Source organism: Nocardia sp. NPDC057227, assembly GCF_042669725.1.
Classification (GTDB): domain Bacteria; phylum Actinomycetota; class Actinomycetes; order Mycobacteriales; family Mycobacteriaceae; genus Nocardia; species Nocardia asteroides_A.
In genome coordinates this window covers 1-23,964 of sequence record NZ_JBHUXA010000043.1, presented here as the reverse complement: position 1 = coordinate 23,964, position 23,964 = coordinate 1, and the positions used below count along the sequence as shown (strand labels likewise).

The following is a 23,964-nucleotide window of genomic DNA, read 5'->3' as shown; positions in this document are numbered from 1 at the left end:
CGTTGACGGATTTCTCGCCGGGCTTGGAGACGCGGGCGTAGATGACGGCGCGGAGGGTCACACCCGGACGATACCCTGTATTGACATTTCACCCAGCTGACGTCGGGGGTGATGAGCGTGCCGCCGCGCACCAGGAAGATATTGGCGGCGCTGAGTTCGCAGACGTGGCCGTTGCCGTCGAGGAAGACGCAGTCGTCGTAGCCGGAGTCGATCGCGTCCTGCTTGGCCAGCACGGAGTTCACGTAGGCGCCGTTGACCTTCGCCCGCGACGGGATGGCATTGTCCGGAATGCGCCGCCACGGGCTGGCTTTCAGCCGCATGCCGTCCTGCGGGACGATCGGCACCGCGTCGTAGCCGAACATGCTCACCGCGATTTCCGTGCCGCGCACCCTTGTGCCGGGCAGCGACTCCACCACGTGCACCGACGCCCGGACGAACACCTCGTCCCGCGGTTCGTTCGCCGCGATCAGCTCGCGCACGGTGGCCTCGAAGCGCGCGTAATCCCATTCCTGCGCGAACCGGTCGATCCCGATGATCTTGCAGGACTCCTCCAGCCTGCGGAAATGATCCGCGAGCCGGAATGCGGTGCGCGTGCCGGCTGTCCGGTGCACGGGGAAGACGGTATAGACGCTCAGGCCGTACAGCACCGCCGACGAGGCGACGCCGACGGTCGCCGCCGCGGCGGGGACGAGCCGGTCACCGAAGAAGACCTGGGGATGGGGAGTCGCCATCGGCGCAGGCTAGCAGCCGCCGCCCGCGCCGGGCGACCTCGTTTTCAGCGCTCCCGCAGCAGCACTTCGGCGATCTGGATGGTGTTCAGCGCGGCGCCCTTGCGCAGGTTGTCACCGGAGACGAAGAGCGCGAGGCCGCGGCCGTCCGGGACGCCGGGATCGCGGCGGATCCGGCCGACCAGCGACTCGTCGGCCCCCGCGGCCTGCAGCGGCGTCGGCACGTCGACCAGCTTCACCCCGGCGGCCTTGCCGAGGATCTCCCTGGCGCGCTCCGGCGAGAGCGGCTCGGCGAACTCGGCATTGATCGACAGCGAGTGCCCGGTGAAGACCGGGACGCGCACGCAGGTGCCGCTGACCAGCAGCTCCGGCAGCCCGAGGATCTTGCGGCTCTCGTTGCGCAGCTTCTGGTCCTCGTCGGTCTCGTCGCTGCCGTCGTCCACCAGGGAGCCGGCCAGCGGGATGACGTCGAAGGCGATCGGCGCGACGTACTTGTTCGGCGCCGGGAACCGGACGGCGCTGCCGTCGTGCACCAGCTGCTCGATATCGTCGATCACCGCGCGCACCTGCCCGGCCAGCTCCTCCACCCCGGCCAGCCCGGAGCCGGAGACGGCCTGGTAGCTGGAGACGATGAGGCGCTGCAGCCCGGCCGCGTCGTGCAGCGGCTTGAGCACGGGCATGGCCGCCATGGTGGTGCAGTTCGGGTTGGCGATGATGCCCTTGACCAGGTTGCGGGTCTGCTCCGGGTTCACCTCGGAGACGACAAGCGGCACCTCGGGATCCTTGCGCCAGGCCGAGGAGTTGTCGATCACCGTGACGCCGGCCGCCGCGAACCGCGGCGCCTGCACCCGGGACATGGTGGCCCCGGCCGAGAACAGCGCGATGTCCAGCCCGCTCGGATCGGCGGCCTCGGTGTCCTCCACCACGATCTCGCCGCCGCGCCAGGGCAGTGTCTTCCCCGCCGAGCGGGCGGAGGCGAAGAACCGTACCTCGTCGGCCGGGAAATCCCGCTCCTCGAGCAACTTCCGCATGACGGCGCCGACCTGACCGGTCGCACCGACGACTCCTACCCGAATACCCATTGGTTATCGCCCCGTTCCGGCGTGCACGACGGCGACCTCGTCGCCGCCGAGATCGAAGGCGCGGTGCAGCACCCGCACCGCGTGGTCCAGCTCGGAATCCTTGACCAGCACCGAGATCCGGATCTCCGAGGTGGAGATGAGGTCGATGTTCACACCGGCCTCGGCGAGCGCCTCGCAGAAGGTCGCGGTGACGCCGGGGTGGCTCTTCATACCGGCCCCGACCAGCGACACCTTGCCGATGTGGTCGTCGTACAGCACCTGGGAGAAGCCGATCTCGCCCTGCCGCTTGGTCAGGAACTCGACCGCGCGCGAGCCGTCGTCCTTGGGCAGCGTGAAGGTGATGTCGGTCTTGCCGGTCTCGATCTTGGAGATGTTCTGCAGCACCATGTCGATATTGATCTCGGCGTCGGCGACCGCGCGGAACACCTTCGCGGCGTACCCCGGCTCGTCCGGTAGCCCGACAACGGTCACCTTGGCCTCGCTGCGGTCGTGCGCGACGCCCGTGAGGATTGCTTGCTCCAAGGGGATGTCCTCCATCGATCCGTAGACGTAGGTGCCCTGCTTGTCGGTGTAGGACGAGCGGACGTGCACGGGCACGTTGTAGCGGCGCGCGTACTCGACGCAGCGCAGCATCAGCACCTTCGACCCGCAGGCCGCCATCTCCAGCATCTCCTCGTAGGAGACCTGGTCCAGCTTCTGCGCGTCGGCGACGATGCGCGGATCGGCGGTGAAGACGCCGTCCACGTCGGTGTAGATCTCGCAGACGTCGGCCTCCAGCGCCGCGGCCAGCGCGACGGCGGTGGTGTCGGACCCGCCGCGGCCGAGCGTGGTGACGTCCCTGCTGTCCTGGCTGACGCCCTGGAAGCCGGCGACGAGCACGATCGTGCCCTCGTCCAGCGCCTCCCTGAGCCGGCCCGGCGTGACGTCGATGATCTTGGCCTTGCCGTGCGCGCCGGTGGTGATCACCCCGGCCTGCGAGCCGGTGAACGACCTGGCCTCGGCGCCGAGCGAGTGGATGGCCATGGCGACGAGCGCGTTCGAGATGCGCTCGCCCGCGGTGAGCAGCATGTCCATCTCGCGCACCGGCGGCGACGGCGAGACCTCCTGCGCCAGCTCCAGGAGTTCGTCGGTCGTGTCACCCATGGCGGAGCAGACCACCACGACGTCGTGACCCTGCTTCTTGGTCTCGACGATCCGTTCAGCGACGCGCCGGATACGCTCGGCGGTGGCCACCGAGGATCCTCCGTACTTCTGAACTACGAGAGCCACAGCAGGGTCCTCCATGGTCGGCAACGTGCAGGTAACAGGCTCCAAGGGTACCGGCCGGACCCCGCCGTTCCGGCTGCTACCTCCGAGTCCTGTGCAAAACCACACAGCTGTGGAGCATTTCGAATAGCGAATGTCCGGCGGGGTATCGCGCACCCGGGAAGGAGCGTCGCACGCATGGAGAGCATCATCCTCGACGTGACCACCGGCCGCGGGGAAGCGGTCATCGACCTCACGCCGCGGTGCGCGGATTTCGCCCGCGAGCAGGGCGGCGACGGCCTGCTGCACGTCTTCGTGCCGCACGCGACGGCCGGGATCGCGATCATCGAACTCGGCGCGGGCAGCGACGACGACCTGCTCGCCGCGCTGCGCGACCTGCTGCCCGCCGACGACCGCTGGCGGCACGCGCACGGCAGCCGCGGGCACGGCCGCTCGCACGTCATGCCCGCGCTGATCCCGCCGTACGCCACCGTCCCTGTCATCGGCGGCGCGCTGCAGCTCGGCACCTGGCAGTCCATCGCCTTCGTCGACCTCAACGTGGACAACCCGGAGCGGCAGGTGCGGCTCTCCTTCCTGCGCGGTTAGCCCGCGCGGCGGAAGGTGCTCACCTGGGTGCCGTTCTCGAAGGACCGCCGGTGTACCGGCGCCCACTGCGTCGGACGGAATTCCCCCGCGAAGACCGGGATGCCCGCACCGGCCAGCACCGGGTAGCGCTTGATCACCAGGGCGTCGATCTCGTCCAGCAGCGCGGCGGCCAGCCTGCCGCCGCCCGCCAGCCAGATGTCGCGCTCTTCGTTCGCCTTCAGCTCCCGGACCAGTGCTTTCGGGTCGGTGACCACGCGGACGTCCGGTGCGGGGGCCGCCGTCAGCGTGGTCGAGACGACGTACTGGGTCAGGTGCGGGTACGGGCTCGGGAAGCCTGCGTCCAGGCCGGGCTGGTAGGTGGCCCGGCCCATGACGACGCTGCCGAAGTGCCGGTTCGGCGTGCCGGGCGCGATCCCGAAATGCGGGTGGACGTGCGCGGGCAGCGTCTCCGGGTAGTCGGTGCCGAGCCACTCGACGAAGTCGGGGCCGAGCGGGAGGAAGTCGATCTCGCCGTCCGGGCCCGCGATGTAGCCGTCCAGCGAGACGCCGACGAAGTAGACGAGTTCGGGCATGGGGTACTCCTTACTGTTGCGGGCTCAGGCCCGGGTGAACCAGCCGACCAACGCGCCGTTGTCGAATTCGCGGCGCCGCTCCGCCAGGAACTGTCCCGGCCGGAAGCCGCCCGCGATCATCGGCACGCCGGTGCCCGCGACCACCGGGTAGGTCTTGAGGATCAGTTCGTCGATCTCGGGGAGCAGCGCCGCGGCGAGCGCGCCGCCGCCGCACAGCCAGAGGTCGCCACCGGCTTCGGCCTTCCGCTCCCGGACGAAGGCGGCGGGGTCGGCGCCGACCACTCGGACCGCCGGGTCGGGGTCGGCGCCGAGCGTCGTCGAGAACACGTACTGGGTGAGGTGTGCGTACGGGCTGCCACCGCCGACCGCATAGGTGCGGCGGCCCATCAGGACCGTGTCGAAGCGGGCATTCGGCTGCTCGTCGGCGATCCCGGCCCGGCCGCGGAAGGCGGAGGGCACGAACTCCGGGTAGTCGGCATTGAGCGCGGCGCCCTGCTCGGCGCTGACCGGGAAGAAGTCGAACTCGCCGCCCGGCCCGGCGATATAGCCGTCCAGCGTGACGGCCACGTAGTACACCAGCTTGCGCACGGGAACCACCGTTCGTAGTACTCTGATTGAAGTGGTTTGACCGTAGTACTACAGATGGAGTGGTGTCAATATGCGGACCAATCCGGAGCGCAGGGGCGCACTGCTCGACGCGGCGCTCGAGGTGCTCGCCGACGACGGCGCGCGCGGGCTCACCTTCCGCGCGGTCGACCGCAGGGCCGCGGTACCGGCAGGCACCGCCTCCAACTACTTCGGCGACCGCGACGACCTGCTCACCCAGGCGGGCAGCCGGTTCTACGAGCGGCTGACGCCGGGCCCCGATGTGCTCCGTCCGCTCATCGAGGACCCCAAGGACCGGGCGACCGTCACCCGGCTCATGCAGACCATCGTCGACCGGATCGAGGCATTCCGGAGCGGCTACCTTGCCCTGCTCGAACTCCGGCTGGAGGCCACCCGCAGGCCGGAGTTGCGGAGGCTGCTCACCGAGCGGGTGCGCGCGGATATCGACTACAACGTGCGCACCCACCTGGAAGCGGGCATGCCCGGTGACGAGACCACCGTTCTCCTGCTCTATCTGGCGCTGAACTGGCTGATCGTGGACCGGCTCACGCTCCCCGACGTCTTCACCGAGGAGCAGGGCCGCACCCTCGTCGCGGCCGCCGTCGAGCGGCTCCTGGTGGTCCCGCCCGGAAGCTGAACGCTTGCCAGGCAGTCGATTCGGCGACCGCAAGCCCCTTCCCATGCCGGAAAACCGACCCTGAGCTGCCCCGAGATCGCAATAGTGCGACTTCGCCCCGGTATTGACGCGGTGTCACAGTTTGGTGACAATCGGGCTCAGAGGTACCCCCGCGGGCGGAGGAATGGCATGAGAACCAAGACTGATGTCCGAATAGTCGTGGACGCCGATCCCGAGCGGGTGATGGCCGCGCTGGCCGCGGTCGAGCTGCTACCCGAGTGGTCGTCGACCTACAGCGACGTCCGGGTGGCGACCAGGGACCAGCGCGACCGGCCGGCCCGGGTCTTCGTCACCGCCGACCTGCCCGGCGGCTCCGACATCCAGGTGCTGGAGTACAGCTGGACGCCGGACCGCTGCTCCTGGGAGGTCGCGGACAGCACCCGCGGCGTCCGCGGCCGCGGCTGGTACGAGGTGACACCTGGTCCCGACGGCACCGAGGTCTGGCAGCACGTCGAGCAGCAGCTCCCGTTCCCCCTGCCCGGCTTCCTCGTACACCGCCAGAACAAGCGGGCGCAGGAGGAGGTGGTGGAGCGGTTCGCGGAGTTCGCGGAGCGATTTCCGGAGGTAGAGACCGCCGTCTGAGCGCCGTCGGTGCGACGATGTCCGGCATGACAGGTGCCAAGCGGCTGCGGCTGCAGCCGATGAGCGAGGGATCCTCGGTCACCCAGCTCGAACTCTTCTTCGATCTCGTGCTCGTCTTCGCCTTCACGGTGGTGACCGACCTCGCCGCCGACGACCCCAGCGCGAAGAACCTGGTCCGCGCGCTGCTCGTGCTCGCGCTCATGTGGTGGGTGTGGATCGCCTACTCCTGGCTCGGCAATGTGGTCAGGGCCGACGAGGGCATCATGCGGGTGGCCATGTTCGTCGCCATGGGCGGCGCCTTCATCGCGGCGCTCACCATCCCGGAGGCCTTCAACGACCTGCCCGGCGGCTGGTACGGGCCGCTGGTCTTCGCCATCGCCTACCTGGTGGTGCGGCTGGTGCACCTGGTCATGTTCTGGCTGTGCAGCGCCGACGACTCGCAGCTGCGCACCCAGGTGGTGCGCTGGGCGCTCGGTTCGATCACCATCGGCACCACGCTGCTGCTGATCGCCGCGACCACGCACGGCACGGTGCAGATCGCGCTCTGGTTCGCCGCCATCGCGGGCGACTACCTGTGGACGCTGGTCGCCGGCAACGGCTGGCGGATCAACTCGGCCGGCCACTTCGCCGAGCGCTACGGCCTGATCATCATCGTCGCGCTTGGCGAATCCATCGTCTCGATCGGGATCGGGGTGCGGGCGCTGCCCATCTCCTGGCCGATCGCGCTTGCCGCGCTGCTCGGGCTCGCCATCTCCGGGCTGCTCTGGTGGGCCTACTTCGACGTGGCGGCGATCGCGGTCGAGCACGAGCTGAAGCACGCCACCGGTGAGCGGCAGATCCAGATCGCGCGGAACTCGTACACCTTCTGGCACTTCCCGATGATCGTCGGCATCATCGCGCTCTCGCTCGGGCTGAAGAAGGTGCTGTACTACGTCGGCGACGCCTCGCACCACACGCTGCACGACGCGCTCTACGGCGCCCCGCTCTACTGCCTCTACGGCGGCGTGGTGCTCTTCCTGGTCGGGCTGATCGGCGCGAAGCACTACGCCACCGGGGAGTTCGGCACCCAGCGCGCGGTCGCGGTGGTGCTGCTCCTCGCGCTCACCCCGGTCGCCACCGCGCTGCCCGCGCTGGTCTCGCTCGGCCTGCTCTGCGCGGTGCTGCTCGCGCTGATCGGGTACGAGACGGTGCGCTTCGCCGACCCGCGCGAGCAGCTGCGGCACGGCTCCCCGGCCTGACCGCTACAGGTGCGAGGTCTTGTGCCGCACCGAGTACTCGGCGGCGGTCGGCCCGTAGGCCGACGGCTCCACCTTCACGCCGTCGGCGAGCGCCCGGCGGATCTGGTCCACGTTCTCCCGGATCATGTCGGCCACCAGCTCGTCGGTGCGCGGGTCGGCCAGCACCTGGAAGGTGAGCCGGAAGGTGGTGTCGGCGATCAGCCGGATGATGTCGTCGTGGAAAGGGAGGTAGCGCACCCGGCGGGTCTGCGGGTCGTTCTTGATCAGGTCGACGATCATCTCGTCCAGCTCGGAGCGGTTCTCCTCCAGCGCGGCCGCGATATTGCGGGTGTAGTGCCCGGTGCGCAGCGCGCAGGCCACCTCGTCCAGCACCGCCATCGTGATCGGCTTCTTGATCACCTCGACGATGGTGCGCACGAAACGGTTCAGCACCGCCGCGGTGACCCGGTCGCCGAAGGCGCGGTCGGCCACCCTGGCCAGCCGGACCAGCACCACCACGATCCGCAGCAGCCGGAAGGCGCGGAAGAACGGGCTGGTCACCGGGATCATGCCGAGCACTTCGTACCAGTAGACGAAGGGGAAGGTCCACGGCCAGCCCGCGCGGCGCCAGCGCCATCCGAACTCGACGGCGAAGATCGCGCAGATGCTCACGTCCAGGATCACGATCACCCGGTGCGTCTCCGGGGTCACCGAGAAGAAGGTGATCCAGACGACGAGCACCACCGAGACGATCGCCAGCACCAGCATGGCGAAATCGGTCCAGAGCGCGGGCGGCTTGCGCGGATAGTCCTCCGGTTCCTGCGGAACCGGATCGGGAATGCCAGCGGACACGTCATTTCCCTTCGACAACGTTGTCGCCGAGAGTAATCCGCGCCTCAGCGTCCGGCGCGGATGATCTCCTCGATATTGCGTTCGGCCAGCGCGCTGATGGTCAGCGACGGGTTCACCGTTCCGGTGCTGCCCGGGATCATCGCGCCGTCCAGCACGTACAGCCCGGGGTGGCCGAGCACCCGGCCGTAGCCGTCGGTCGCCTTCCCGAGCACCGCGCCACCGAGCGGGTGCGCGGTGAACAGGGCGTTGGCGTCGTAGCCGAGCGCGCTGTACTCGACCATGGCGCCCGCCCGCTCGGCGATCTTCCGGTCCACCGCGCGGGCCGCGGCGACCACGTCGTCCCGGTTCCGCTGCGACCAGGTGAGCCCGACCTTGCCGGTCGCGCCGTCGTAGCCGAGCCGGGTGCGCGCCGGGTCGAGCACCATGCCGAGCGAGGCCAGCGCGCCGGTCTCGAAGGGGATGCCGGGGATGTACCAGCTCTCCAGGGTGAGCGGCACCGCGCTCTCGTCCAGGATGCGGCTCGCGCTCGGCACGCCCTGGCCGAGCCCGGCCAGCGAGCTCGCGCCGCGGGCGAGCACCACGTCGCCGTTGGTGCCCCAGCCGTCGCCGACGTGCTCGTTCAGGTTCGGCAGCGCGCCGGTGGCCTGGGCGCGGACCAGCAGCTCGGTGCTGCCGATCGAGCCGGCGCCGAGGAAGAGCTTGTCCGCGGTGACGGTGCGGGTGCCGAGCACAGCGCCGCTCGGGTCGAGCTTGGTCAGCTCGACGGTGTAGCGGCTGCCGTCCCGCCCGATCGAATCCACCCGGTGGCCGGGGAAGATCCCGCAGTTGCCGGTGGCCTCGGCGTCCCTCAGGTAGTTCTGGTTCAGGTCGAACTTGGCGCCGTTGGAGTTGCCGAGGTTGCTCCGCGCCACCGTTGCCGATGGCTTGGAGCTGCCGTTCAGCTCGGCGCGGAGCACGTCCCAGTTGAAGATGGAGTCGTTGGGCTGCGGCTGGTAGCCGGCCTTGCGCACCTGGTCGTCCCAGGCGCGGGAGTGCGTGAACGGGGAGGAGCCGTAGATGTCGGCGGGCATGGGGCTGAGCCGCAGCATCCGACGCACCCGGGGGAAGTAAACCCGGTCCAGTTCGCCGTACTCGACGGCGCCGCGGAAGACCTCGTCGAAGAAGCGGCGCTCCGGCGCGATCATGGCGCCGGTGAAGATCACCGAGCCGCCGCCGACCGCGGCCGCCCGCCAGACATCGATGCCCGGGTACTCGGTGCAGTCCAGCACGCCGCCGAAGGAGGCGAACTGCATCGGCACCTTGGTGACCCCGGTGAAGGTGGTGCGGTGCCAGAAGCCGCGGCCGTCCGGCAGGTCGTCGCCGGTGAAGATCTCCCGCTTCGGATCGTTCGGCCAGCGCGAGCCGCGCTCCAGCACGGTGGTGGCGACACCAGCCCGGGCCAGCCGCAGCGCGGTGACGGCGGCGCCGAACCCGGAGCCGATGACCAGCGCCTCGGAGTGGTCGGGGGCGTCGGGCAGCGGGGCGAAGATCTCCGGCACCCACTCCTGGAACAGGCCGTCCCAGATCGGGTTCGCGGTCGCCGGGGCGTGCGCGAGCGCGCCGCCCGCGGCCGCGCCGAGCGCCACCGCCCCGGTCGCCTTCAGAAAGGCGCGTCTGTCCACCCGGCCACCTCCTGCGTCCTCGGGCGCAGCGAAGGTTACCGGCCGCGGGCAAGGGCGACCAGCCCGCTGGGGCAACCCGTGATCGAGGCGAAGCGATTGGCGAGTTCGGCGGATCAGCCGAGCAGCAACCGGGCGACCGCGACCAGCCCGACCACGACGATCACCCCGCGCAGCACCGCGGGCGGCAACCGCCGCCCCACCTTCGCCCCGATCTGCCCGCCAACGATCGAGCCGACCGCGATCAGCGCCACCGCCTCCCACGACACCTCGGCGACCACGAGGAAGAACACCGCGGCGACCGCGTTCACGATCAGCGCGAGCACGTTCTTCACCGCGTTCAGCCGCTGCAGGTCGTCGTGCACGAAGACCCCGAGCAGCCCCATGAGCAGCACGCCCTGGGCCGCGCCGAAGTACCCGCCGTAGACGCCGGTGGCGCCGACCGCCGCGAACAGCACCGGCCCGCCGTGCTCCGGCGCCGCGCTGTCGCCGCACTCGCGCCTGCGCGCCACCCAGCGGGAGAGCCGCGGCTGCACCACCACCAGGATCACCGCCAGAATGATCAGCACCGGCACGATCGCGGTGAACGCGCCCTCCGGCAGCTGCAGCAGCAGCACTGCCCCGACCAGCCCGCCGACCAGCGAGGCGACCCCGAGCCGGGCCAGCCGCGCGCCCTGCCCCACCAGCTCCCTGCGGTAGCCGATGACCCCGCTGATCGAGCCGGGCACCAGCCCGATGGTGTTCGAGACGTTCGCCGTCACCGGCGGCAGCCCGAAGGCGAGCAGCACCGGGAAGGTGATCAGGGTGCCGGAGCCGACCACCGTGTTGATGGTCCCGGCGGCCATCCCCGCGACCAGCACGGCGAGCATTTCCAGCGGTGTCATGCGGCGTTCCTTCCCTCCGGCTCGAACGCTAGCCTCGAGCCGGGACGACCCGGAGACGGGACCTCCTTTGGCTGCTCCACCCCGACGCGGTAAACTCGCGGACATCATGCAGCGGGCTCTTCTTCTCGGTCGCCGCGGCGGGGTCTGAACGGACCGGCTCCCGCCGCGGGGTTCTGCCGCGTCGGTCGCCCCTTGACAGGGATCCACCACACCCACGGAGAAAATTCCATGTCCCCCGCTGATGCATTCGTATCCGGCACGCGCACCATCACCGCGCCCGCCAAGCCGGCCCCCGCCGACCAGCCCGGCTGGAACCGGCAGCAGAACTCCGCCATGCCGTCCTTCCGGTACCGGCCGTACGCCGAAGAGGTCCAGCCGATCACGCTGCCGGACCGCACCTGGCCGGACCGCGTCATCGACGTCGCCCCCGGCTGGTGCGCTGTCGACCTGCGCGACGGCAACCAGGCCCTGATCGACCCGATGAGCCCCGCCCGCAAGCGCCGCATGTTCGACCTGCTGGTCCGGATGGGCTACAAGGAGATCGAGGTCGGCTTCCCGGCCGCCAGCCAGACCGACTTCGACTTCGTCCGCGAGATCATCGCCGACGGCGCCATCCCGGACGACGTCACCATCCAGGTGCTGACCCAGTGCCGCCCCGAGCTGATCGAGCGCACCTTCGAGGCCTGCGCGGGCGCGGGCAACGTGATCGTGCACTTCTACAACTCGACCTCGATCCTGCAGCGCCGGGTGGTCTTCCGCGCCGACCGCGAGGCCGTCAAGAAGATCGCCACCGACGCCGCCGCGCTGTGCCTGGAGATCGAGCAGCGCTACCCGGACACCGCCTGGCGCTACGAGTACAGCCCGGAGTCCTACACCGGCACCGAGCTGGAGTACGCGCTCGACGTCTGCGACGCCGTCTCCGCGATCATCGCGCCGACGCAGGCGAAGCCGCTGATCATCAACCTGCCAGCCACCGTCGAGATGGCGACGCCGAACGTGTACGCCGACTCCATCGAGTGGATGAGCCGCAACCTGGCCCGCCGCGATTCGATCGTGCTCTCGCTGCACCCGCACAACGACCGCGGCACCGCGGTGGCCGCCGCCGAGCTGGGCTACCAGGCCGGGGCGGACCGGATCGAGGGCTGCCTGTTCGGCAACGGCGAGCGCACCGGCAACGTCTGCCTGGTGACGCTGGGGATGAACATGTTCTCCCGCGGCATCGACCCGCAGGTCAACTTCTCCGATATCGACGAGATCCGGCGCACCGTCGAGTACTGCAACCAGCTGCCGGTGCACGAGCGGCACCCCTACGGCGGCGACCTGGTCTACACGGCGTTCTCCGGCAGCCACCAGGACGCCATCAACAAGGGGCTGGACGCCATGAAGGCGGTCGCGGACGCCGCCGACACCGACGTCGACGACCTGACCTGGGAGGTGCCGTACCTGCCGATCGACCCCAAGGACGTCGGCCGCACCTACGAGGCCGTCATCCGGGTGAACTCGCAGTCCGGCAAGGGCGGCGTCGCCTACATCATGAAGACCGACCACGGGCTGAAGCTGCCCCGGCGGCTGCAGATCGAGTTCTCCCAGGCGATCCAGAAGATCACCGACGGCGAGGGCGGCGAGGTCACCCCGAAGGAGATGTGGGACGTCTTCCACGAGGAGTACCTGAGCCCGATCCAGCCGCTGGAGCGGATCAGGCAGAAGGTGACCGCGTCCGAGACCGACGGCGGCACCGACGCCATCTCCGCGGTGGTCAAGGTGGACGGGGTCGAGCAGGAGATCAGCGGCACCGGCAACGGCCCGCTGGCCGCCTTCGTCGACGCACTGGCCGGGATCGGCTACGACGTGGAGGTGCTGGACTACTCCGAGCACGCCATGTCCGCCGGTGACGACGCGCAGGCCGCCGCCTACGTCGAGGTCGCCGTCGGCGACAAGGTGCTGTGGGGCGTCGGGATCGCCACCTCGATCACCACCGCCTCGCTGCGGGCCGTCGTCTCCGCGGTGAACCGCGCACACTGAGTCCTGGGGAAACGGGTGCGGTTCCGGTCGCCGGGGCCGCACCCGTTTCGCGTCGTCACCTGCTGTTCATCGACGTGTCGCCAGGGCTGGGGATGGCTCGACACCGGGGCGCGGGGCCACCACCCCCGTGCTAGCGTGGATTCGCAATCAGGCCGAGCTCTCTGCTCGAGAAACCGAGCAGATGGGGGAACTGTGACCACGAACGACCACAACCCGACTTCGCCACCCTGGCTGCAGAGTGCGCCCGCCGATTCGGGCGATGCCGATTCGGACGCCGGAGCGCGTCGGGCGCAGGATGATTCAGCGGGTGCGCCGGAATCGGAGGCGTCGGGCGAGGGGTCGGGGTTCGGCGGGGAGCGGCCGGGGTTCGGTCCGGAAACCTCCGGTGGGTTCGGCGCGGAGCGTTCGGGGTTCGGTCCGGATTCGTCCGGCGGATTCAGCGCTGACCAGCCGGGTGGGTTCCCGGCACAGCCGTCCGGGTTCGGTGGCGAACGTCAGGGTGGCTTCTCGCCCAGCGGTTTTCCCGAAGGTTCCGACGGTTTCGCACCGCCGCAGTCCGGCGGTCCGTACAGCTCCGGGCAGTTCGCCCAGCCGCAGCACAGCGGTGCGCACCCCATCCAGCCCGAGAATCCCGGCGCCGCACCGGGTCCCGGCGGGTCGGACCCGTCGAGCGGGCCGATCTACAGCTGGGCTCCGCCGCCGCCCCCGCAGCAGCCTCCCTACCAGCAGCAGCAGCTGCCGCCGCAGCCCGGCCCGCCGCCAGGCATGCTCGGCGGCCCCGGCCCGCAGGGCCCGCAGGGTTACGGCTTGCCTCCCGTCCTCCCGCCGCAGCAGGGCCCCGGCCCCGGCTGGCAGGGCAACCCGCAACCGTTCCAGCCGCAGCACATGCTGGCCCCCGGGCAGCCCGGCCACTCGGTGAACGATCTCAACCTGCTCAAGCGGGCCCGCCGGGCGCCGCGCAGCGGCTGGCGCCGGGCCGTGCACAAGGCCTCCGGCGGCATGATCAATCCCGGCGAGTCCTCCGCCGACCTGGTCTACCGCGAACTCTTCGACCGGGTGAACCAGCCGGTCCGCGGCGACTACCGGATCGCGATCCTCTCGCTCAAGGGCGGCGTCGGCAAGACCACGACCACCGTCGGCCTCGGCTCCACCTTCGCCTCCATGCGCGGCGACCGCGTGATCGCCATCGACGCCAACCCCGACCTCGGCACGCTCGCGCACCGGGTACCGCGGCAGACCCGCTCCACCGTCCGCAACCTGCTCGAAGACCAGCACATCACCCGCTACTCGGACGTCAGGGCGCATACCTCGCAGGCCCCGAGCCGGCTCGAAGTGCTCGCCAGCGAACAGGACCCGGCCGTCTCCGAGGCGTTCAGCGAAGCCGACTACCGCAAGGCCATCGGCATCCTGCAGTCCTTCTACAACATCATCCTCACCGACTGCGGCACCGGCCTCATGCACTCCGCCATGGCGGGCGTCCTCGACATGGCCAGCTCCCTCGTCCTCGTCACCTCCCCCGCCATCGACGGTGCCCGCAGCGCCTCCGCCACCCTCGACTGGCTGGATCACCACGGGCACAGCAAACTCGTCGAGCGCACGGTCGTCGTCGTCAACGCCTCCCGCCGCGGCGCCTCCACCGTCGACCTCGACCAGCTCCGCCGCCTCTTCCTCGACCGCACTCGCGCCGTCCAGGTCGTCCCCTTCGACGACCATCTCGCCGAAGGGGCCGAAATCGACCTGGAGCTGGTCTCCAAGCCGACTCGGCGTGCCCTGCTCGAGTTGGCCGCGATGGTGGCGGACGACTTCGGTTATGTTGCGGCGCAGCAGTATCGGCAGGGGCCGGGCTAGAGTCGTCACAGAGGGGGAAACTATGCGGGGACGTTTCGCGCTCTTCTGCGCGCTGGCAATTGTGCCGTTGATCGCTGGGTGTGAGTCGGGGACCGAGGGCTCGGCTACGCCTTCGTCGGTTGCACCCGAGGCACTGTTCGATTCGTGCACTTTGCCGGACAGCGCTATCGCCGCAGCGCAAGCCGACCCAGCACGGAAGAACACGAATCCGTTCGGCGCTCCGCGGACAGGCTGGGCGGGGTGCATGTGGGCGGCCGACGGATACGCGCTTCGCGTTTTCGCCACCACTCGCACGGTGGACGAGTTCCGATCCAACAGCCGTTTCCACGACTTCGCCCCCGCCGACATACCTGGCCGCAATGCGTATACCTATCAGGAGGGCTCACAGAGCCCTCCTGACAATTGCAGCGTGCTTTATGCGTCGGCGAGCGGAACGATCGAGGTCTACATTGTGCGTGACCCCGGACGAACGGCACCGGATGCTCTGTGCGCCGTCGCGAAGCGGTCGGCAACCGCTTTGGACTCGTACCTGCCGCGCTGATTTCGTGATCGATGCCAGGAGGTATCCATGGAAATGCGCTCGATGCAACAGAGCTTCGCTGCCCTATCCGGTGAAGCAGGAAGCGGAAACCTCGGGCTGCGGCCCGGCGTCGCCGACGATTGCGCCCGGCAGTGCGACGAATACGCCGCCCAGCTCCGGAATTTTTACCAAATGGCCCGCAACGTCATGCACGTCGACTCGTTCGGCGCGCTTCCTTCCGCCACCCTGCTGGGCGAGAAATTCGAGCGGCTCGCGATCGGTGGACCGGGTAGCGGATCCTATGCCGATGCGATCACCGAGCACATCAAGGTAGTAGAAACCATGGCCGACATGTTCCGCAAAGCGGGCGCGGCCTACACCGCTACCGAGCAGAGCAGTACCGCGGACATCGGGCGGAGCACCTAGTTCAGGTTCTCGCTGAAGAGGGTGAAGATGCGGGACCAGGCGTCGGTGGAGACGTCGGGGTCGTGGGTGGTGCCCATGACTTTCATATAGAGGCCGGGAACGCCGGAGTAGTCCTGGAAGAAGGAGTGGCTGGCTCCGGGGTAGATCTTGAAGTCGCTGCGGACGCCCGCGGCGTCCAGTGAGTCCCGGTACCGCTCGGTATCGGCGGTGGGGATGTAGGGATCGCGGTCCCCGTAGCTGGCGACCACCGGGCACGGGTCGGTGAGCAGGTGGTCGACCGGTTTGCCGGGGAAGAGCATGCCGTAGTTCACGGAGGCGGCGTCGAACATGCCGCTTCCGCCGGTGACGATGGCGAAGCGCCCACCCATGCAGAAGCCGATGACGCCGACCCGGCCGGTGCAGTCGGGGCGGGCGGTGAGGGTGTCGCGGGCGCGCTGGATCTGGTCGAAGACCGGGCCGGTGTCGCGGAGCAGGCCGCGGAAGACCTGCTGGACGCAGAGCCCGCGGCGGTAGAGGCGGGGGCCGATGGCGAGGTAGCCGTTGGCGGCGATGTGGTCGGTGACGCGGCGGAGCTCGCTGGTGACGCCGAAGGCGTCGTGCAGGACGACGACGCCGGGGAAGGGGCCTGCGCCGGTGGGGGTGGCGAGGTAGCCGCCGTCGAGGTCGGTCATGGGGGCTCCATCGGGTCGGGGCGATCCGGTTCGGACTGTAGCGGGTCGGGGCCGGCGACGTCGCGGGCGGCGGCGGCGAAGGCGGAGCGGACGGCGGCGATGGCGGGGGTGTGTTCGGTGTGCGGGCGGAGGGCGAGTTCGTAGCGGCGGGCGGCGCGGACGCCGCTGAGGCGGAGCGGCACCAGGTCGGGGTGGGCCACCGCCCAGCGGGGCATGAGGGCGATGGCGTAGCCGGCGGCGACGAGGCTCTCGATGACGCGGAAGTCGTTGAGCCGTTGCGCGATCCGGGGTTGGACCCCGGTGACGGTGGCGATCGAGCGGAGGACGTCGTCGACCGGGAAGCCGCCGCGCACGCTCACCCAGGTCTCGTCGGCGAGTTCGGCGGGGTCGACGGCGGTGCGGTGGGCGAGCCGGTGGCCGGGGGCGACCACCACGTCGGTGGGTTCGCGCATGAGCGGGATGGCGCGCACCCGGGGGCCGGCGACCGAGGGGGCGCGCTCGTCGCGGTGCGTGAGGACGACGTCGTAGTCGGCGAGCAGCCGCGGCACCTCGGTGGGCGGCAGGTCCTCGTCGCTGGCGATCAGGTCGACGGCGCTGTCGGCGAGCGCGGCGAGCACCTTCGGCAACAGCAGCGCGGCGCCGGACGGGAAGAGCGCGACCCGGACCCTACCGCGGGCGGTGCCGCGGTAGCGGGCCATCTCGGCGGCGGCGCGGTCGAGCGCGGCCAGCACCTCGTCGGCGCGCGGCACGAGGGCCAGGCCCGCGTCGGTGAGCCGGACCCGGCGGCCGTCGGGTTCGAGCAGCGGGACCCCGGCCTCCCTGGCCAGCACCTTGAGTTGCTGCGAGACCGCCGACGGCGTGCTGTGCAGCGCGGCGGCGACGGCCGCGATGGTGCCGCGGTCGGCGAGTTCGCGCAGCACCCGGAGCCGTTCCGGGGCCATCGGCCCACCATCAACCATGAAGCAATGCTACCGATATGGTTCGGAACAATTCGATTGTCCTGAACAATGCGGGCGCCCAGCATGGGAAACGTGACCGCTCGTGACCGCCTGCTCGGATTGACCGTCGTCGTGCTCTGGGGGCTGAACTTCCTGGCCATCCGGGTCGGCCTCGACCACTTCCCGCCCTTCTTCTTCGTCGCACTCCGCTTCGCGGTGATCGCGGTGCCGGTGCTGCTGTTCGTGCCGCGCCCACGGGTGCGGGGGCGCTGGCTGCTGCTCTACGGCGGCGGGTTCGGGATCGCGCAGTTCGCGTTCCTCTTCACCGCCATGCGGATCGGGATGCCGACGGGGTTGGCTGCTCTGGTCCTGCAGTCGTCGGCGCCGTTCACGGTGCTGCTCGGCGCACTGGTCGCCAGGGAGCGGCTGCGACCGCTCCAGGGGGCGGGCATCGCGGCGGCGCTGGGCGGGATGGCGCTCATCGGCTGGGATCAGCTGCCGTACGCGGGGCTGCTGCCGGTGCTGCTCACGCTGGCGGCCGGGCTCGGGTGGGCCTTCGGCAATATCGGCACCCGGCTGGCGACCACGGAATCGCCCGGGGTGAATCCGCTGCACCTGACCATGTGGATGGCGGTGATTCCGCCGCTGCCGATGCTCGCGCTCTCGGCGGCGGTCGAGGGGCCGGGCGCCGGATGGCATGCGCTGGCGACGAGTTTCAGCGGTGCCGGGCCGCTCGCGCTGGCCGGGCTCGCCTATATCGTCGTGCTCGGCACGCTGGCGGGGTCGGGGCTGTGGACCTACCTGATGAGCCGCTACCCGGCGAGCGCGGTGGCGCCCTACTCGCTGCTGGTGCCGGTGGTCGGGATGAGCGTGGCGTGGGTGGCGTTCGGGGAACGGCCGAGCGGGCTCGCCGTGCTCGGCGCGCTGGTCGTGATCGCGGGCGCCGGTGCGGCGACCGCGAGCCGAAAGCCGGTCCCCCTGCCCGCCCCCACCGCGCAACCGGTCGGCGTTGGCGCGGCCTGACCGCCGCCCTACAGCCGGTCGGCGCGGGCGCGGCCTGACCGCCGCCACACAACCGCTGGACGCGGCCGCGGCCCGAGCGCCGAAGTCACGGCAAGCCGGTGCGACACCTGGACCGAGCTCGGGTGACCGCCGCCACGCAACCCCCCTTACGCCGAATTCGGCGAATGACCGGCCAACTCCCTGACCACGGGAATCTGAAACACTCCCCGTTCAAGCGAAGTACCGGCAATCGACCCCGTCGCCGCACGGGCCACTGCGCACCCCGGTACTGTCGCAGGCGCCCGAGTCCGCCGGGGCGGCGGCCGGGGCACGGCGCGCGCGGTGGGCGGCCCGCCGTGCGCAGGTTCGAACACGAGCAGGGCCGCCGATCGTGGCAGGCCCGAAATTTTGAGGCAGCAGAACACGTATGACAGAGCAGCGGTCGACCGTGTCGCGCAGGACCCTCCTGAGGGGCACGGTAACGGCGGGGGTGGCGGGGGCCATCGCGAGTACGGCACGGCCGGTTCCGGCCTTCGCGAGTCCGGGCAGACGGGTCGCGGTGCTCGGCGGCGGGGTCGCCGGGCTCACCGCGGCGCACGAGCTCGCCGAGCGCGGCTTCGAGGTCACCGTCCACGAAAAGCGGGCGTGGGGCGGCAAGGCACGCAGCGTGCCGGTGCCTGGCAGCGCGCGGGACGGCAGGCCCGAGCTCCCCGGTGAGCACGGCTTCCGCTTCTTTCCCGGCTTCTACCGGCACGTTCCGGACACCATGCGGCGCATCCCGTTCCCCGGCAACGCGGGCGGCGTGCGAGACAACCTGGTCGGCATGACCGAGATGCGGCTGGCCCGCGCGGACGGCGCCGACATCCGGGTGCCGCTCGGCGCGCGGGCGCCGGTGAAGCTGACCCCGGACACCTTCCGCGAGACGGTCAGCGGCGCGATCACCGCGGCCACCAGGATGACGAACGACGAGGCGCTGTTCTTCGCCAACCGGCTGCTCGTCTTCAACACCAGCTGCGACGCGCGCAGGCTCGGCCAGTGGGAGTACGCCTCCTGGTTCGACTACGTGAACGGCCACGCCCGCTCGCACGAGTTCCGCGCGCTGCTCTCCCGCGCGCTCACCAGCCTGCTGGTCGCGGCGAAGGAGGGCGTGGCCAGCGTGCGCACCATCGGCACCATGGGCGAGCAGTTCCTCGGCAACCCGCTGGAGGTGGCCGCCGACGGCCCGCTGGACCGGGCGCTGAACGGCCCGACCAACGCGACCTGGATCGATCCGTGGCTGGCGCACCTGCGCTCGCTCGGGGTCCGGCTGGAGCTGGGCAGCGAGGTGCGCTCGCTCGAGGTGCGGGACCGCAGGATCGCCGCGGCCAGGATCGACACCCCGGACGGCGCGCGCACGATCGAGGCCGACTACGTGGTGGTCGCGCTCCCCGCCGAGCAGGCCCGCACGCTCTGGACCGCCGATGTGCTCGAGGTCTGGCCACAGCTGCGGGCGATGGACCGGCTGGTCGTGGACTGGATGAACGGCATCCAGTACTACCTGCGCACCCCGGTCGACGTCGCGCGCGGCCACGCCGCCTTCGTGGACGCGCCGTGGGCGCTGACCTCGATCAACCAGAACCAGGTGTGGCGGCGCAAGCTGCCGGAGTACGGCGACGGGACGGTCGGCGACTGCCTCTCGGTCGACATCTCGGACTGGCACACCCCCGGCATCCTCTACGGCAAGCCGGCCGAGCAGTGCAGCCCGGAGGAGATCGCCCGCGAGGTCTGGGCGCAGCTGCGCACGCACCTGAACGACGGCGGCGAGGTGCTGCGCGACGCCGACCTGCACTCCTGGTTCCTCGACCCCGGCATCACCTGGAACGCCGAGCGCGGCCGCAACACCAATGCCGACCCGCTGCTGATCAACACCGCGGGCTCCTGGGACGCCCGCCCCGAGCCGCACGGGCCGCTGGAGAACCTCTTCCTCGCCGGCGACTACGTGCGCACCGACATCGACCTGGCGACCATGGAGGGCGCCAACGAGTCGGCGCGGCGCGCGGTGAACGCGCTGCTCGACGTGGCCGGGTCGGATGCCGCGCGCTGCCCCCTCTTCACCCTCTGGCGCTCGCCGGAGCTGGAGCCCATGCGGCAGCTGGACGCCGATCGATATGCTTCAGGGCTGCCGAATATGTTCGACGCCGCCCCCTGACCGGTGCTTGAATCGAGGCATGGGTGATACCGCGCAGATCACGGACGAGGCCGAGCTGCGGGAGCTGCTCGGCGAGGTGAATCCCCGTGCGGCGAACAAGGATCGCCCCGCGCTGCACGCGCGCGACCGGGAGTGGATCGGGCTCAGCCCGTTCGTTGTGCTGAGCACCAGCGACGCGGCGGGCAACTGCGACGCCTCGCCGAAGGGCGACCCGGCCGGCTTCGTGCGGGTGCTCGACGCGCACACCATCGCGGTGCCGGAGCGGCCGGGCAACCGGCGGGCAGACGGATACCGGAACATCCTGGTCAACCCGCACGTCGGGCTGATCTTCCTGATCCCGGGGCGGAACGAGACGCTGCGGATCAACGGCTCGGCCCGGCTGGTCAGGGACGCGCCCTACTTCGACGACATGGTGGTGCGCGGCCACCGGCCCATCCTCGCGGTCGAGGTGGCGATCGAGCAGATCTTCTTCCACTGCGCCAAGGCGTTCCTGCGCAGCCACCTGTGGCAGCCGGAGCAGTGGCCGGACGACACCCTGCCCAGCGCTGCCAGGCTGGTGAAGGAGGTGCAGAGCGGAGTCACCGAGACGGTCGAGGAGCTGGAGCACTACTACTCCCCCGAGGTCTACGGGCAGAAGCTGTACCAGGGCTGAGGGTGGCCGCGCTCACTCGGCGCGAGCACCTCCGGCGGGCCCCCTAGACTCACCGGGATGGCAGATATTTCGGTGCGCGGGCGGCTCGCCCTGCGGGCGGCGGCGCTCGCGTCGTCGGCCTCGCAGCGGGCGGGACGCGGCAAGGGGTCGATGATCGGCGGGCTGATCGCCCTGAAGATCGATGGCTCGCTCATGGAACAGCTCGGCCGCGGCAAGCGGACCGTGCTGATCACCGGCACCAACGGCAAGTCGACCACCACCAGGATGACCACCGCGGCGCTGAGCACGCTCGGCACCGTCGCCACCCAGGCCGACGGCGCGAACATGGACGCGGGCATCGTGGCCGCGCTGAGCACGCAGCGCGGCGCTCCGCTGGCCGCGATCGAGGTGGACGAGCTGCACCTGCCGCACGTCACCGACGCGCTGAACCCGGAGGCGGTGGTGCTGCTCAACCTGAGCCGCGACCAGCTGGACCGGGTCGGCGAGATCAACATGATCGAGCGCAGGCTGCGCGCGGGGCTGGCGCGGCACCCGGACACCGTCGTCGTCGCCAACTGCGACGACGTGCTGATCACCTCGATCGCCTACGACCACCCGAACGTGGTCTGGGTGGCGGCGGGCAGCGGCTGGGCGATGGACGCCACCAGCTGTCCGCGCAGCGGCGAGCCGATCGTCTGGGAGGGCGCGCACTGGCGCAGCACCGGCGCCGACTTCGAGCGCCCCGACCCGCAGTGGTGGCTGGACGGCACCGAGCTGCGCGGCCCGGACGAGCTGCGGCTGCCGCTCACCCTCGCGCTTCCCGGCCGGGCCAACCGCGGCAATGCCGCGCAGGCCGTGGCGGCGGCGGTCGCGCTCGGGGCCGACGCGGCGCAGGCGGCAGCGGCGGCGGGCACCGTGCGCGAGATCGCCGGGCGCTACCGGACCGTCCAGGTCGGCGAGCACGCCGCCCGGCTGCTGCTGGCCAAGAACCCGGCAGGCTGGCAGGAGGCGCTCTCCATGATCGACCCGGACTCGGCCGGGCTGGTGATCGCGGTGAACGGGCAGGTGCCGGACGGCGAGGATCTCTCCTGGCTCTGGGATGTGCGGTTCGAGCACTTCGAGGGGGTGCAGGTGGTGGCGGCGGGCGAGCGCGCCACCGATCTCGCGGTGCGGCTCACCTACGCGGGCGTCGAGCACACCACGGTGGCCGACCCGGCGCGGGCCATCGCCTCCTGCCCGGCGGGCAAGGTCGAGGTGCTGGCGAACTACACCGCGTTCCGCGATCTCAACCGCGATCTGGAGGACCACTCGTGACGGTGCGGATCGGGCTGGTTCTGCCCGATGTGATGGGGACCTACGGCGACGGCGGCAACGCGCTGGTGCTGCGGCAGCGGCTGCGGATGCGCGGCCACGACGCCGAGATCGTGGAGATCACGCTCGCCGACCCGGTGCCGAACTCGCTGGACATCTACACCCTCGGCGGCGCCGAGGACTCCGCGCAGCGGCTCGCCACCCGGCATCTGCAGCGCTACCCGGGGCTGCAGGAGGCCGCGGCGAAGGGCACCCCGGTGCTGGCCATCTGCGCCGCCATCCAGGTGCTCGGGCAGTGGTACGAGACCTCAACCGGCGAGCGGGTCGACGGCGTCGGGATGATCGACGTCACCACCTCGCCGCAGGAGAAGCGGGCCATCGGCGAGGTCACCACCGCGCCGAGCATCGCCGGGCTCACCGCGCCGCTCACCGGCTTCGAGAATCACAGGGGCGGAACGAAACTCGGCGGTGATGCGGCCGGGCTGGCCCGGGTGACCCGCGGCGTCGGCAACGGCGTCGGGGACGGGCTGGAGGGGGTGGTGCAGGGCTCGGTGATCGGCACCTACATGCACGGCCCCGCGCTGGCCCGCAATCCGGAGCTGGCCGACCTGCTGCTCTGCCGTGCGCTCGGCGTCGACGAGCTGCCGGCGCTGCCGCTGCCCGAGGTGGAGCAGCTGCGCCGGGAGCGGCTGCGCGCCTGAGCGGCGCTGTCGGTGCCCGGTGGTAGACCGGAGTGCATGGGAGCGAACGCATGCCCGGCCTGCGCGGCCGGAACGGATCACTGCCACGGGACGCTGATCGGGCACGCCGGGCGGATCGCCGAGTGCACCGAGGGCGGCTGCGTCGAGCTCGAGGTGGTGCGGCACCTCTTCGTGGTGGAGTGCACCGACCTCGCGGGTGGCTGCACGTGCGCGGAGCGCGGCCTCGGTAGGCTCGCCGGGTGAGCTACGACCTGGTCCTGCTGCCCTCCGGTGTCGCGTCGACGGTGCCTGCGGCTGAGGAGTACCTGGACGCCCAGGAGGGCAAGCCCGAGTCGGCCGCCGTCGCCGAGATCGCCGCCGAGCTGAACCGGCGCAACGGGGAGCTGCCCGAGGACGACTCGTTCCTCAGCGTGTCGCCGATCGGCGGGCACGCGACGGGCGACACGCTGCCGGTGGCGATGCCGTACGACGCCATCGGCTTCGGCCGCGCCCTGCTCTTCGAGCTGGCCACGCCCCGCGGCTACGCGCTCTTCGACCCGCAGCTCGCCTGGCTCATCGACCCGGCCGGGCACCTCCCGCTGGCCGTGAGCCACGGCGGCGCGGGCGAATTCCCGTACCTCACCGAGCGGCTGGCCGACGACTGGGTCGCCGGCTTGGCCGCACCCAACCCCTACCTCGTGGTCGACCGCGGGCCGGACAACTACATTCAGACCTACCGCGAAGAATCCGGCGAATACACCCTCGAGTACCGCGACGGCGCCCCCGACCGCCACTTCGGCACCACCATCCCCGACGCCCCCACCGTCGCCGCCCTCATCTGGGACTGGGCCCGCGGCGACCGCACCCGCCTCGACCGGGTCACCTGGACCCCGGTCGAGCTGTAAGCAACCACCCGCCCCTGACAAGCCCCCCGAAGGGGCGAGTCTTACGAGCCCCGTTCGCCGCCCGTCCCGCTGGTCAGCGCTCGAAGCGCATGCGCCGAAGGCGCGAGTCTCGAG

At 70.8% G+C, this 23,964-nt stretch carries 25 protein-coding genes; 15 read left to right on the top strand and 10 right to left on the bottom strand.

The features are described 5' to 3' along the window. The 3 genes from ACFUJ1_RS33770 to ACFUJ1_RS33760 all read right to left on the bottom strand — a co-directional run. The coding region (locus ACFUJ1_RS33770) for an aminotransferase class IV (RefSeq protein ID WP_378651377.1) at window positions 1-731 on the bottom strand (731 nt) is incomplete at its 3' end. A gap of 44 nt (window positions 732-775) precedes the next feature. Then, the gene (locus ACFUJ1_RS33765; protein WP_378651376.1) at window positions 776-1,810 is read right to left on the bottom strand and encodes an aspartate-semialdehyde dehydrogenase; all 1,035 of its coding nucleotides are present in this window, start codon (window positions 1,808-1,810) and stop codon (window positions 776-778) included. 3 nt (window positions 1,811-1,813) lie between these two features. Beyond that, window positions 1,814-3,079 carry an aspartate kinase gene (locus ACFUJ1_RS33760; protein ID WP_378651375.1) on the bottom strand — a complete coding sequence of 422 codons (1,266 nt, stop codon included), beginning with the start codon at window positions 3,077-3,079 and terminating at the stop codon, window positions 1,814-1,816. A 174-nt stretch (window positions 3,080-3,253) separates the two neighbouring features. Between ACFUJ1_RS33760 and ACFUJ1_RS33755 the strand changes: the two genes are divergently transcribed. Then, entirely contained in the window at window positions 3,254-3,661 is a 408-nt protein-coding gene (locus ACFUJ1_RS33755) for a YjbQ family protein (protein WP_378651374.1), read from the top strand. Here ACFUJ1_RS33755 and ACFUJ1_RS33750 read toward each other — a convergent pair. Together ACFUJ1_RS33750 and ACFUJ1_RS33745 are read right to left on the bottom strand one after the other, a co-directional pair. Next, complete coding sequence (locus tag ACFUJ1_RS33750; protein ID WP_378651373.1) at window positions 3,658-4,233, bottom strand: dihydrofolate reductase family protein; 576 nt, start codon at window positions 4,231-4,233, stop codon at window positions 3,658-3,660. The two genes, ACFUJ1_RS33755 and ACFUJ1_RS33750, sit on opposite strands and share 4 nt — an antisense overlap. Window positions 4,234-4,257: 24 nt before the next feature. Further along, the gene (locus ACFUJ1_RS33745; protein WP_378651372.1) at window positions 4,258-4,821 is read right to left on the bottom strand and encodes a dihydrofolate reductase family protein; all 564 of its coding nucleotides are present in this window, start codon (window positions 4,819-4,821) and stop codon (window positions 4,258-4,260) included. 70 nt (window positions 4,822-4,891) lie between these two features. On the opposite strand from ACFUJ1_RS33745, the gene ACFUJ1_RS33740 reads away from it, so the two are divergent. The 3 genes from ACFUJ1_RS33740 to ACFUJ1_RS33730 all read left to right on the top strand — a co-directional run bounded on the left by ACFUJ1_RS33740 (window position 4,892) and on the right by ACFUJ1_RS33730 (window position 7,335). Next, window positions 4,892-5,476 carry a TetR/AcrR family transcriptional regulator gene (locus ACFUJ1_RS33740; RefSeq protein WP_378651371.1) on the top strand — a complete coding sequence of 195 codons (585 nt, stop codon included), beginning with the start codon at window positions 4,892-4,894 and terminating at the stop codon, window positions 5,474-5,476. A gap of 168 nt (window positions 5,477-5,644) precedes the next feature. Further along, window positions 5,645-6,097: an SRPBCC family protein gene (locus tag ACFUJ1_RS33735; RefSeq protein WP_378651370.1), complete on the top strand. Its 453-nt coding sequence runs from the start codon at window positions 5,645-5,647 to the stop codon at window positions 6,095-6,097. A gap of 26 nt (window positions 6,098-6,123) precedes the next feature. After that, window positions 6,124-7,335, top strand: a complete 1,212-nt coding sequence (locus ACFUJ1_RS33730; protein ID WP_378651369.1) for a low temperature requirement protein A — start codon at window positions 6,124-6,126, stop codon at window positions 7,333-7,335. A gap of 3 nt (window positions 7,336-7,338) precedes the next feature. On the opposite strand, the gene ACFUJ1_RS33725 is transcribed toward ACFUJ1_RS33730, so the two are convergent. From ACFUJ1_RS33725 to ACFUJ1_RS33715, 3 genes are all read right to left on the bottom strand, one after another. Beyond that, window positions 7,339-8,166 carry an ion transporter gene (locus ACFUJ1_RS33725; protein WP_378651368.1) on the bottom strand — a complete coding sequence of 276 codons (828 nt, stop codon included), beginning with the start codon at window positions 8,164-8,166 and terminating at the stop codon, window positions 7,339-7,341. 44 nt (window positions 8,167-8,210) lie between these two features. Continuing rightward, window positions 8,211-9,827: a GMC oxidoreductase gene (locus ACFUJ1_RS33720; protein ID WP_378651367.1), complete on the bottom strand. Its 1,617-nt coding sequence runs from the start codon at window positions 9,825-9,827 to the stop codon at window positions 8,211-8,213. A gap of 113 nt (window positions 9,828-9,940) precedes the next feature. Next, window positions 9,941-10,708 carry a sulfite exporter TauE/SafE family protein gene (locus ACFUJ1_RS33715; protein WP_378651366.1) on the bottom strand — a complete coding sequence of 256 codons (768 nt, stop codon included), beginning with the start codon at window positions 10,706-10,708 and terminating at the stop codon, window positions 9,941-9,943. Between the two features lie 228 nt (window positions 10,709-10,936). Between ACFUJ1_RS33715 and leuA the strand changes: the two genes are divergently transcribed. From leuA to ACFUJ1_RS33695, 4 genes are all read left to right on the top strand, one after another. After that, window positions 10,937-12,730 (top strand): 2-isopropylmalate synthase, encoded by a 1,794-nt coding sequence (gene leuA / locus ACFUJ1_RS33710; RefSeq protein WP_378651365.1) that lies wholly within the window; start codon window positions 10,937-10,939, stop codon window positions 12,728-12,730. A gap of 192 nt (window positions 12,731-12,922) precedes the next feature. Continuing rightward, window positions 12,923-14,578, top strand: a complete 1,656-nt coding sequence (locus ACFUJ1_RS33705) for an AAA family ATPase (protein WP_378651364.1) — start codon at window positions 12,923-12,925, stop codon at window positions 14,576-14,578. Then, window positions 14,541-15,119, top strand: coding sequence for a DUF3558 family protein (locus ACFUJ1_RS33700; protein ID WP_378651363.1), 579 nt, complete (start codon window positions 14,541-14,543; stop codon window positions 15,117-15,119). Before ACFUJ1_RS33705 ends, ACFUJ1_RS33700 begins: the two co-directional genes overlap by 38 nt. Before the next feature lie 27 nt (window positions 15,120-15,146). Next, window positions 15,147-15,524 carry a hypothetical protein gene (locus ACFUJ1_RS33695; RefSeq protein ID WP_378651362.1) on the top strand — a complete coding sequence of 126 codons (378 nt, stop codon included), beginning with the start codon at window positions 15,147-15,149 and terminating at the stop codon, window positions 15,522-15,524. On the opposite strand, the gene ACFUJ1_RS33690 is transcribed toward ACFUJ1_RS33695, so the two are convergent. Both ACFUJ1_RS33690 and ACFUJ1_RS33685 read right to left on the bottom strand, forming a co-directional pair. Continuing rightward, window positions 15,521-16,195, bottom strand: a complete 675-nt coding sequence (locus tag ACFUJ1_RS33690) for a dienelactone hydrolase family protein (protein WP_378651361.1) — start codon at window positions 16,193-16,195, stop codon at window positions 15,521-15,523. The genes ACFUJ1_RS33695 and ACFUJ1_RS33690 overlap by 4 nt on opposite strands. Beyond that, window positions 16,192-17,136 carry a LysR family transcriptional regulator gene (locus tag ACFUJ1_RS33685; protein ID WP_378651378.1) on the bottom strand — a complete coding sequence of 315 codons (945 nt, stop codon included), beginning with the start codon at window positions 17,134-17,136 and terminating at the stop codon, window positions 16,192-16,194. Before ACFUJ1_RS33685 ends, ACFUJ1_RS33690 begins: the two co-directional genes overlap by 4 nt. A 90-nt stretch (window positions 17,137-17,226) precedes the next feature. Here ACFUJ1_RS33685 and ACFUJ1_RS33680 point away from each other — a divergent pair, with 90 nt between their 5' ends. The 7 genes from ACFUJ1_RS33680 (at window position 17,227) to ACFUJ1_RS33650 (ending at window position 23,850) form a co-directional block, all read left to right on the top strand. Continuing rightward, window positions 17,227-18,156, top strand: coding sequence for an EamA family transporter (locus tag ACFUJ1_RS33680; protein ID WP_378651360.1), 930 nt, complete (start codon window positions 17,227-17,229; stop codon window positions 18,154-18,156). A 406-nt stretch (window positions 18,157-18,562) separates the two neighbouring features. After that, a complete protein-coding gene (locus ACFUJ1_RS33675) occupies window positions 18,563-20,323 on the top strand; it encodes an FAD-dependent oxidoreductase (RefSeq protein WP_378651359.1) in 1,761 nt (586 codons plus the stop codon). A gap of 19 nt (window positions 20,324-20,342) precedes the next feature. After that, on the top strand, window positions 20,343-20,975 hold the full coding sequence (locus tag ACFUJ1_RS33670) for a pyridoxamine 5'-phosphate oxidase family protein (protein ID WP_378651358.1): 633 nt from the start codon (window positions 20,343-20,345) through the stop codon (window positions 20,973-20,975). Between the two features lie 57 nt (window positions 20,976-21,032). After that, on the top strand, window positions 21,033-22,268 hold the full coding sequence (locus tag ACFUJ1_RS33665; protein ID WP_378651357.1) for a MurT ligase domain-containing protein: 1,236 nt from the start codon (window positions 21,033-21,035) through the stop codon (window positions 22,266-22,268). Continuing rightward, window positions 22,265-22,966, top strand: coding sequence for a type 1 glutamine amidotransferase (locus ACFUJ1_RS33660; RefSeq protein WP_378651356.1), 702 nt, complete (start codon window positions 22,265-22,267; stop codon window positions 22,964-22,966). Before ACFUJ1_RS33665 ends, ACFUJ1_RS33660 begins: the two co-directional genes overlap by 4 nt. A 36-nt stretch (window positions 22,967-23,002) precedes the next feature. Next, on the top strand, window positions 23,003-23,209 hold the full coding sequence (locus ACFUJ1_RS33655; RefSeq protein WP_378651355.1) for a hypothetical protein: 207 nt from the start codon (window positions 23,003-23,005) through the stop codon (window positions 23,207-23,209). Next, window positions 23,206-23,850 carry a hypothetical protein gene (locus ACFUJ1_RS33650; protein WP_378651354.1) on the top strand — a complete coding sequence of 215 codons (645 nt, stop codon included), beginning with the start codon at window positions 23,206-23,208 and terminating at the stop codon, window positions 23,848-23,850. The genes ACFUJ1_RS33655 and ACFUJ1_RS33650 overlap by 4 nt, the downstream gene beginning before the upstream one ends. Window positions 23,851-23,964 lie beyond the last annotated feature (114 nt).

What these genes read in the sequence shown, in the direction of transcription:
- ACFUJ1_RS33715 (WP_378651366.1), bottom strand. Translation starts at nt 10,708, where the DNA reads ATGACACCGCTGGAAATGCTCGCCGTGCTGGTCGCGGGGATGGCCGCC.
- ACFUJ1_RS33730 (WP_378651369.1), top strand. Translation starts at nt 6,124, where the DNA reads ATGACAGGTGCCAAGCGGCTGCGGCTGCAGCCGATGAGCGAGGGATCC.
- ACFUJ1_RS33735 (WP_378651370.1), top strand. Translation starts at nt 5,645, where the DNA reads ATGAGAACCAAGACTGATGTCCGAATAGTCGTGGACGCCGATCCCGAG.
- leuA (WP_378651365.1), top strand. Translation starts at nt 10,937, where the DNA reads ATGTCCCCCGCTGATGCATTCGTATCCGGCACGCGCACCATCACCGCG.
- ACFUJ1_RS33665 (WP_378651357.1), top strand. Translation starts at nt 21,033, where the DNA reads ATGGCAGATATTTCGGTGCGCGGGCGGCTCGCCCTGCGGGCGGCGGCG.
- ACFUJ1_RS33700 (WP_378651363.1), top strand. Translation starts at nt 14,541, where the DNA reads ATGTTGCGGCGCAGCAGTATCGGCAGGGGCCGGGCTAGAGTCGTCACA.
- ACFUJ1_RS33695 (WP_378651362.1), top strand. Translation starts at nt 15,147, where the DNA reads ATGGAAATGCGCTCGATGCAACAGAGCTTCGCTGCCCTATCCGGTGAA.
- ACFUJ1_RS33755 (WP_378651374.1), top strand. Translation starts at nt 3,254, where the DNA reads ATGGAGAGCATCATCCTCGACGTGACCACCGGCCGCGGGGAAGCGGTC.
- ACFUJ1_RS33765 (WP_378651376.1), bottom strand. Translation starts at nt 1,810, where the DNA reads ATGGGTATTCGGGTAGGAGTCGTCGGTGCGACCGGTCAGGTCGGCGCC.
- ACFUJ1_RS33690 (WP_378651361.1), bottom strand. Translation starts at nt 16,195, where the DNA reads ATGACCGACCTCGACGGCGGCTACCTCGCCACCCCCACCGGCGCAGGC.
- ACFUJ1_RS33675 (WP_378651359.1), top strand. Translation starts at nt 18,563, where the DNA reads ATGACAGAGCAGCGGTCGACCGTGTCGCGCAGGACCCTCCTGAGGGGC.
- ACFUJ1_RS33740 (WP_378651371.1), top strand. Translation starts at nt 4,892, where the DNA reads ATGCGGACCAATCCGGAGCGCAGGGGCGCACTGCTCGACGCGGCGCTC.
- ACFUJ1_RS33750 (WP_378651373.1), bottom strand. Translation starts at nt 4,233, where the DNA reads ATGCCCGAACTCGTCTACTTCGTCGGCGTCTCGCTGGACGGCTACATC.
- ACFUJ1_RS33670 (WP_378651358.1), top strand. Translation starts at nt 20,343, where the DNA reads ATGGGTGATACCGCGCAGATCACGGACGAGGCCGAGCTGCGGGAGCTG.
- ACFUJ1_RS33655 (WP_378651355.1), top strand. Translation starts at nt 23,003, where the DNA reads ATGGGAGCGAACGCATGCCCGGCCTGCGCGGCCGGAACGGATCACTGC.
- ACFUJ1_RS33685 (WP_378651378.1), bottom strand. Translation starts at nt 17,136, where the DNA reads ATGGCCCCGGAACGGCTCCGGGTGCTGCGCGAACTCGCCGACCGCGGC.